This is a genomic window from Spirosoma pulveris (assembly GCF_054781875.1).
Window position 1 is genome coordinate 1 of the sequence record NZ_BAAGTO010000032.1, and the last position, 9,262, is coordinate 9,262.

Annotated in this window: 6 protein-coding genes; 4 read left to right on the plus strand and 2 right to left on the minus strand. The window is 46.8% G+C overall.

Features of this window, described 5'->3' with window-relative positions:
• Window positions 1-399: 399 nt before the first annotated feature.
• From ACYVJM_RS31565 to ACYVJM_RS31580, 4 genes are all read left to right on the plus strand, one after another.
• Entirely contained in the window at window positions 400-909 is a 510-nt protein-coding gene (locus ACYVJM_RS31565; protein ID WP_461152108.1) for a hypothetical protein, read from the plus strand.
• Window positions 910-1,505: 596 nt separating this feature from the next.
• Window positions 1,506-1,955 (plus strand): TonB family protein, encoded by a 450-nt coding sequence (locus ACYVJM_RS31570; protein ID WP_461152109.1) that lies wholly within the window; start codon window positions 1,506-1,508, stop codon window positions 1,953-1,955.
• A 1,837-nt stretch (window positions 1,956-3,792) separates the two neighbouring features.
• Entirely contained in the window at window positions 3,793-4,299 is a 507-nt protein-coding gene (locus tag ACYVJM_RS31575; protein WP_461152110.1) for a DUF421 domain-containing protein, read from the plus strand.
• A 706-nt stretch (window positions 4,300-5,005) separates the two neighbouring features.
• The gene (locus ACYVJM_RS31580) at window positions 5,006-6,709 is read left to right on the plus strand and encodes a sensor histidine kinase (protein ID WP_461152111.1); all 1,704 of its coding nucleotides are present in this window, start codon (window positions 5,006-5,008) and stop codon (window positions 6,707-6,709) included.
• 122 nt (window positions 6,710-6,831) lie between these two features.
• On the opposite strand, the gene ACYVJM_RS31585 is transcribed toward ACYVJM_RS31580, so the two are convergent.
• Both ACYVJM_RS31585 and ACYVJM_RS31590 read right to left on the minus strand, forming a co-directional pair.
• Window positions 6,832-7,053, minus strand: coding sequence for a hypothetical protein (locus ACYVJM_RS31585; protein WP_461152112.1), 222 nt, complete (start codon window positions 7,051-7,053; stop codon window positions 6,832-6,834).
• Between the two features lie 336 nt (window positions 7,054-7,389).
• A complete protein-coding gene (locus tag ACYVJM_RS31590) occupies window positions 7,390-9,033 on the minus strand; it encodes a sensor histidine kinase (protein ID WP_461152113.1) in 1,644 nt (547 codons plus the stop codon).
• Window positions 9,034-9,262 lie beyond the last annotated feature (229 nt).

The window sequence follows — 9,262 nt, forward strand, 5'->3', positions numbered from 1 at the left end:
TGGAAAGGTGGAAAGAGGTGATGAGTTTTTCGCGGTCGTGTTTTCTGCCTTGCATAGATAGCTGAAGGTACAAAAACTCCATCTATCATGCAGTTTTAGGCACTGGCAGAGTTGTGCAACAGCCACGGGCGTTATTTGAAACACTCTTTCCCTGGATTGCTTGTGACTTTGCCTTCGGCCTTCTTTAATACAGTACTTGTTTTTGTCTTTCAGAATGGAGTACTTAACATATCTGAGGTGGCTGTTGCAAAAGTCGACGTCAGCCGATCTCAGCTCCACCAAAAGGTGATTTCTAGGCATTGAAATACCCCAGGTTAACGGCTAAAACTGGCTCCTGAGGCCCATTTCAGACTTTTGCAACAGCCACGTAGATTATATAACAGAAATGCTGTGCAAAATATGAAGAACATAAGTGCATTGGCAGTACTTCTATTATGGGTTGGTCTCTCTTTAAAAGCTCAGCATAAATTGCCTGACGGTAGCCGGACGACGATGCTCGAAATGACCAGTCGAATAGCCGATATAGATAGTTCTTTACAAGTCAAGCACTACTCTCTTACTCAGCGTATAGCTTTACTCAAGCAGCTTTATCAGATTGATCAACGGTACCGAGATAGTCTAGAAAATGGCTCTCGTTCGGTTTCCAAACAGCAGTTGTTTACCCATAAAATGGTTGCCAATGACCAAGCCAACCAAGTGCTATTCCGTAAACTAATCGATACATTTGGCTGGCCTACTCAGCAGAAGTATGGCGAGCAGGGGACACAGATCGCCTGGCTGATTGTTTGGCATGCAAAGCCGGATTATCAGAAACGGTATTACCCCTTAATGAAGCAAGCCTATCAACAAGGCTTAATCAGACAGGACCCTAGCCAGATAGGCGAACGGTTGAAGCGCTTTTCTAAGTAACACTTAGCATAATCGCACTTATACAACAAAAAACGATTACCAATTATGGACAGCTATAGGAAGATGTTACCGGTGGTAATGACCTTTCTAGGTCTAATTTTTTTAGTGCTTTATGTGATAAACCCAATACATAAGAACTTGGACAACAAAGGGCAAATAGTGCTTCTTTTTGCTCTAGTCGCTGTGGTCTCCTTTTGGAATAAACTTGTTTATTACAGTTTATGGGTAATATTGATCGTAGGACTAGTGATCTATTATTTCATTCTATAAAGCGGGCATCAGAAATCAGCGTTAATAGAACAAAATGAAGTTGTCTACCTTTTACCCTACTTTCTTACTACTAGCATTAGTCCCTTTACATAATCATAGTGGCTGTTGCAAAAGTCCGAATGGGTTCTCAAACGCCCTGTCAAACCTTTTGTTTACGGTGGAAGAATCATCCCTATAGTACCTCTTTGAGGGTACCCCAATGGCCGTCAAGACTTTTGCAACAGCCACGATACTTATACAAAAACAGAAAAGAGGTATTTATGGATTCTGGTAAGTTCATGCATCTCAACAGGATAAACTTTTTCAACTTCAAAATCTGATATCCCATGAAAACCTTATTTGCCTACTTAACAATGCTCTTATTAACTGCTTCATTGACACGTGGACAAGCTGTTAAGAGTTCGTTGGCCAACGATTCGGACTTTCGCCAAGCTCTATCAAAAACGATGCGTTATCCGATTGCAGCCTGGCGAGAAGAAAAAGTAGCCAAGGCTTATGTTGAATTCAAGGTAGACGGCCAAGGTAAGGTGGTAAATGTTCAGGTTCTGAATCAGGCCAATGTAGATGCCTTCTTTAAAGAAGAAATCAATCGTTTCATGAGCCAACTTCCTGCTCAGAAACAAACTTATGCGGGAACGTACGTTCTCCCGGTTGTATTTGAATTGGAGGGTACTAGCAGAGTTATTAAGCCTCGTGAAGAAGATGCCTCGTTTGTTCAATCATTACGCAAAGAGTTGCTTTTGAATGATGCCTATGTGACAGGCTATCTGAAATAATTGAGGACAGATATGGTATTAAATGAAGTGGATGGCTATATCTATTAGCTATCCATTTCTTATTTTAATCACTTTACATAAAGTTAGTGGCTGTTGCAAAAGTCAACAGGACTACGAAGCCCCCTGTCGGGGTATCCGTTTTCGCCTTGAAAAAGGAGAGGAATTGGCAACTAGTTCATATCTGTCACACCCTATTCAGACTTTTGCAACAGCCACTAAACTTATGTTAGTCGATTAAAGAAAGGATATATTAATTTTTATTAAAACCTGCATCTATAAAAAAAATGCTAACGAGCACATTCCTATTATTAGCAAGTAAGCAAAAATTATGATTATAAAATCAACCGAATAGTGTGTATCAATCTTCTTGTATTTATTTTTAATTAGTAATTTATATCTTTTGGTCTTAATATAATAAGTATGCAGACTGTAATAAACAGTAATTTGTAAAGCTATAACTGATAGAAATAAGATAAACGGATCTATATGTAACGAAAATATTTTAGTTACTCTTATAAAAATGCTTATTACTAAGAGCTGTATATATATTAGCCCATGTACTACCAAAGTAAAAGCCCTGTCTACTGGGTCAGACCTTTTTGTTTTACGCAGGCCTTGATAACAGAAGTAAAAAGCAAAATCAAGAATTGAAGCCATTTAAGTAAGGCATACAAAATTGTTGTATAAGTGACGCGGCTGTTGCAAAAGTCTGAGATGGGGCAAGTGGCCCTGAATTAGTTGCCAACTCCACTCTGTTTACTAGGCAGAAATGGTTTACTGGGCAGATGAATTAGCAGTCGGGTTGACTTTTGCAACAGCCACGTTGCATATGTAACTACACTATGAAATGTACAAAATAAAATTTATTAGTTTAGTCTCAGAATACGCTCCCTCGTGAGACACCTGATTGTACTCCTGAAAGAGGGGCCATTAAACAGGATTGACTTGCAGCCAGAATTAACTACTCAACTGGGCTGATTCCGTGTCAAGAGTTCGGTACAACCGTTCAGGAACGGAGGCTAATTGGGAGGAGTGCACCTGAGAACTGAGGCCATAAAACGGCTGAAAACTCATGGTAAGGGGCTTCCATTGGTTGGGGTCAACATGGTCCGGATTGCCATCCGAAAGAATTGAGTCCGCTAAATGAACCCGTACATTTTTTAACTCCAAGCTTACACTGCGCATCTGGTCAATGCCTCTTTCAGCCGCTAAAGGATGAAAGTGGCCACCAAGGTCGTTTCCAGGTGAACAGGAAACTCCCAAACGCGTGGGGCCTTAACACGAGTTGATGCCAGGGGAGTCACGCCGGCTTGCTTAAATTTGTCCGCGGGTAGACAACTCATTTATTAAAACTTGTACAGCACAACTAGCTTGGTATTGCTTTTTTGTGGACTATACCTCAATGGAATAGGACCGTTATCTTACTAAACTATACAAAGTAGTACCGACCCAAGTTTAGGGGAAATTTACTTCTAAATGAACGACACCTAGGACACAAGGAGACAAATCAGCTTACACCGATAAACAAAAACGACAAGCTGAATACATCGAAGAAGGGTATAAGGATAAGGGCGAACCCCAATGAGGAAGCCGAAGCCCGGGCTTGGGCCACCGTGAATAAACCGTCGGGAGGGAGAAAAAGAGTGGTTCAGCCCGTGGTCAACGCGAGAACAAGGACCCGGGACACCAGGGCGGAACTGCTTCGGCTTCGCCCAGTGCCAAAGAGCGTTCAGCTTAAGCCAGGAAGGCGGCCGCTACTGGCCAGAACCAGGTGGATAGCTAGCTATCTCCCTATTACCCTAATCAGGATAAGTAACGACAAGTAGTAGTTAGACGTATGATAGAGCAACTAGTAGGTGATTTATTTCATAAAGATGATTCATTAACCGATGGGCAAATGATAGGTCGCGCCCTGATCACGTTCTTTCTCGCAATTATCCTGGTTCGGTTAGCGGGCCGCCGGTCTTTCGGTTTGCGCTCGCCCTTTGATACCGTTATTTCCCTGTTGCTGGGGGCTACATTGAGCCGGGGTATTGTGGGGGCTTCATCGTTTACGGGCACCCTGGGCGCAAGCTTACTCTTAGTCCTTTTACATCGTTTACTGGCTTATCTGTGTGTGCATAGCGGCTTACTAAACCGCTTAGTGAGTGGAAAAGATAAAGTGCTGTATGAACATGGCCAACTACTTCGCGGCAATATGAGTCGCATGCTGGTAAGCCAGCAAGATCTTCAAGAAGCGACCAGGCTCAAGAGTAATAAAGCCAATCTGGAGGATATAGAGAGCGCTTTCATTGAGCGCAATGGCGAGATCAGTATTGTGAAGAAAAAACGTGCCAAACATTAAGTGTGCTTAAACTCGTAGGCTACGGGTAGTGTTGGACAGAAATTAAAATAAGTGTCTTATAAAAACGCTCCTAAGTGAGATGAAGATGATGCTACTTTCTGTTCGACCGTTTTGACTTACCTGATGCCCTGCAAAGTGAGCAGTTCTGCATAACCACTGATGCCCTACTTCAATAAACCTTTCTTGCTTTTATTCGTTAGTCTATCATTGCTGATTTTTATAAACAATAAACTAGTTAACCTTTAAAATCATTTAACTATGAGTCATGCTCTTTACTCTTATGTTATTACTAGTTTACCTGGTCCGCTCGTATTGAGACAGCTTGTGAGCTAGGCTGTCTCTTCGGCTCCGCTTAAATTAATCCCTTTCCTTCAGCTAATTTACGAAGGTAGTTCACCAGTTGGCGATCAATAAAACGAATGATGAGGTCCAAAAAAACGATCGGAAGATGGGTGGTATCGGTCAGGGGACGGCAGGGCACCGTCCTTAATATGGCTTGCCCTTTCGGCCGCTCCATGACATACTCTATTGTCTGTTAAGAAGTGTCGTAGGTGGGTGTGACACGGCTTCCAGGCAATAGCTTCATCAATTGATGGCCAATCCATTTCGACGAGTATGGCTTCGACGAGTCGCCTGGTGGATGTGATCCTAGTCTAACTTCTTAGTAAAAGTTCACCTGCCAAGTACTACATAACCCGCTTTTAATATGGTGAATGAGTGGCTCGCTGGCATCACTTTGATATTCTTTACAACCACGTTGCTGCTGGGGCTGAGCCTGCAGCGAATCCGCTGGCGGCAGCTGCAGGCAGAAATCGTAAGGCGCCAGTTAGCTCGTGTACTCGATCAGCAACAGGCTTACCTGAGCGTTATCTTAGAGGGCTCTCAAAATGGCTTGTTGAGCTGCGCCCCCGTCTACAACTTGGATAACCAGATTGTTGATCTGCGCATCGAAATGGCGAACCCGGCGGCTTCCCTGATCAATGGTCGACCATTGGAGCAACTTATCGGTACGACCCTTTTGAAAACCTTTCCAGCGCTGAAAGGAAGCTCCCTGATGGCTGGTTTTCTACAAACGGCCCGTAACGGGCCGTTACAACGGCTGGAAGCCTACTATCAGGATGATACGCTCAAGGGCTGGTTTGATGTGACTATCTCGCCCCTGCCTGACCACCATACGTTAATCTCTTTCCTGGATATCACCGACCGTTACCAGGCCGAAGCGGCTCACCTTCAACAGGCCAGTTTGCTCCAGCGGATTAGTGAGTCCGGCCATATTGCCATCATGACCCATCAACCCATTCGTGATCAGGCCGGCCACATTCAGGACTTTCGCTACGCCTATCTGAACGAACAGGCCCAGCTGTGGTTGACCTTGGACTTGCGGCAGATTGTCCAGCATACGCTGCGGACCCTGTCTTTTGGGGGGGATAGCGAAGAGACGATCCGTCAGATGGCGCAGGTTGTGGAAACGGGTCAGTCGACGCGACTCGAAACCCAGCTGGCTAACGGCCGGGTGCTCGTTACGATCATCTCCCCCCTGGGGGAGGGTACTGTCTCAACCTGTATGGACGTGACCCAGCAACGGCAGGCCCAGCAGCGCGTTCACTACCAGCGGGAACTGGAGCGGCAGGTCGTTGAACGTACCCAAGCCCTGAGGGAAACGCTTCAGAAACTAGAACTGTCGCGGGAAGACCTGCAACGGGCATTGGCCACCGAAAAAGAATTGAGCGAGTTGAAAGGACGTTTTGTGTCCATGGCTTCCCATGAATTTCGGACGCCACTCACGACGGTGCTCAGCTCGGCGGCCTTAATCGAAAAATACCCAGGCGTTGATCAGCAGGAGAAGCGCCAAAAACACATTCGGCGCATTCGGCTGGCGGTCAAACAGCTCACCGATATTCTGGAAGAATTTTTATCGCTCGACAGGCTAGATGAGGGCCAGCTGAAAGTGCAGTGGGTTGAGGTCGATCTGCAGCAGCTGGTTAGGGAAGTGATTGCCGATTTACAGGACACCTTAAAGCCCCAGCAAACGATTCAGACCGCTCTCTCGTGTCCGGGCGTTATAAAGTTGGATGGGTCGCTACTGCGGAAAATTCTGCTTAATTTACTCTCCAATGCGGTTAAGTATTCCGGGCCGGGTTCGGAGGTCAGCCTGCAGGGCGAATGCGGGCAAAACTGGTGCACCCTGAGTGTGCAGGATCGGGGGATTGGTATTTCTGAGGCTGATCAGGTCCATCTGTTTGAGCGCTTTTATCGGGCCGGCAACGTGACTAATATAGCCGGCACGGGGCTGGGTCTGCACATTGTTCGTCGGTATGTGGAGCTGATGGGTGGCCACATGCGTCTGCAGAGTGAGTTGAATAAGGGCACACTCATCACCGTTGCGCTTCCTTATCAGGAGCCCAATTGATAGGGAACTGTTTATGAAGCCATATGAACCGGATGGCGTTAGGCCGCTAGCTCATAAACATCACTGTCTCACAATTCGCTCTATTAGAAATCGTCTGAAAGCCGAAAAATTAAGCTGAAGCCCTATATATCTAACAAGCCTCGTTCGCTATATACATTCTCTTCTTTCAACAATGCATCGACTTGCTTATCAAGTTTGGGCAGGCACAGAGCCTGAATATAAAGAACATCCACCGGATTAAAGGAAACACCTCCGGCTAACTCGTAGCCACTCGACAACCGATCAACGACTTGGGTTTCGAGCAGTTCAAGGGTCTCGGCGGCTTCAATAACGTATAACTTCATAGACGTAAGAATTTGGTCAATAGGCCGGCCCGGCTAAAGGCTGACCTGTATGTACTACTAATACTTGACTTATTAGTTTTCAATTGCGCAGTAATCAGGTCTTTATAGACCTTTATTTACTCTTCTGCCTACAGTGATCGCCGGCTTTAAGATTTCAGCAAATGCTCCCTCGTGAGACGAGTAAACGTTTATAAATAGGCTCCCACTTGAGAAAATACACCACTGTCTCTGCTTCATTATTAGGACGTTTGGAGTGCTGAAGAGTAGAGCAACATCTTTTTCAGGGCTCGATGAAGGCTTCGGTGAATGGCGAATGACATCTCCGGCACAGGCGCATTAGGCAGGCAGGTACACACTAAACGTAGACCCCTGGCCGGGTTGACTCCGGGCCGTGATGGCCCCCCCGTGATTGGTCACCACTTTTTGACAAATGGCTAGCCCAATGCCCGTACCCACAAACTCTTTTTGACGGTGAAGCCGTTGAAAAACCTGGAAAATGCGATCCAGATAGCGTTCCTCAAAGCCCACCCCGTTATCAATTATATCCACCCGGTGGTAAGCCCTTGCTTGACGGCTGGGTTTGACACCCACTGGAAGTTGAGCATACGAGAGGAGCTGACTACTAATCCGGATATGCGGAGTAGCAGGATTGCCGTCCTGATCAACACGACTAAATTTAAGGGCATTCGTGAGCAGATTCTGGAAGAGTTGTCCTAACTGAAGAACATCCCCCATCACCGTAGGTAACAAGTCCACCTCGATCTGCGCGCCACTCTCACTGACCAGTAGTTCCAGATCAATTAATGTCTGGCTTAAAAGACCAGTTAAGTCGACCGCCAGGACGACCTGCTGACTGGTTGAGATACGGGAGTAACTGAGGAGATCTCTAATCAATCGGGACATGCGGCTGGCCGCTGACTGCATGCGCTCTAAGTAGGTGATTCCTGGCCCCAACGACGCGGCATGCTGGCTTTTTAACAGATCACCAAACTGCTGAATCTTCCGTAAGGGCTCTTGCAGATCATGAGAGGCTACGTAGGCGAACTGTTGCAGATTATCATTGGAGCGTTTCAAATCCTCCATCGCATCCGCCAGTGCCTGTGTGCGCTGCGTGACCCGCTGCTCCAGTTCTTCCGATAGTACTTTGTACCGCTGTTCACTTGCCCGAATGGCGAGCACTTGCCCGGTCACGTCGGTGGCGGTATTGATAAGACCCAGGATGGTACCGTCCGGGGCATACACGGGATTACAGGAGAAGTTAAACCAGGACTCCTGCCAGTGCCCATCGATGACAATCTGTCCCTTGGCCTGTTGATGATGATAGGGCTCGCCCGTCTCATAAACACGTCGCAATAGGTCCACAAAGGGTTGCTCGGCCAGTTGAGGCATGACCTGATGAACAGGCTGGCCCACGATCGATTCATCTTTACCCCAGAGTTGAAGCATGGCCGTATTGACCGTATCAATCACGATATCTTCGCCCTCAAAGAAAACAGTGGCCGTGGGGGAGTGAAGAACCAAGCTGCGAAAACGAGCTTTACTGATCTCTAATTGGTGCCGCGTCTGGACTTGGGTCGTGATATCGCGCACGACGCCTGACAACCGGTAGGCAGCCCCCTGAATATCGACATAAGCACGACCTTGGGCATGTAACCAACGGAGGGTATTAGCTGGCCGGCTCGTGATGCAGAAGCGGACATCAAAAGTTCCCGTGGAAGAGGGATCAAGGGCCATTTTGATGGCGTTTTCGATCCGGGGTTGGTCTTCCTCCCTCACCAACAGCAGCCACTGCCGATACGTCACGACGGGGCCTTGCTCAGAGCCGTAAAGCTCCTGACTCCGCTGGTCCCACCAGACTTGTTGCCCATTCACATCGAGATTCCAGGTGCCCACTTGAGCTGCCTGAATCGCATAGCGCAGGCGTTCCTGTTCCGCCTGGCTACCTGACTGGAAGGGAAACGGCATTGATTGATTGGCCATAGGTTGACTGAACGCAGGATGACAAGGATAAAACAAACTCGACAGCGGTTTAAGTCACAGCCGGGCACTATGGGTTGGATAAATCGGGCCGTTTGTACACTTTGTATGTCGTCAAATGAAAGTGGACAGATGCGGGTGAAAAGAGAAGAGATACTTTTAAGCACTTTGAACTCGCTGAAAAATATGACTTTTCCGCCGTTGGGCCATCGTTAGCTGCTTGATTTTTTGC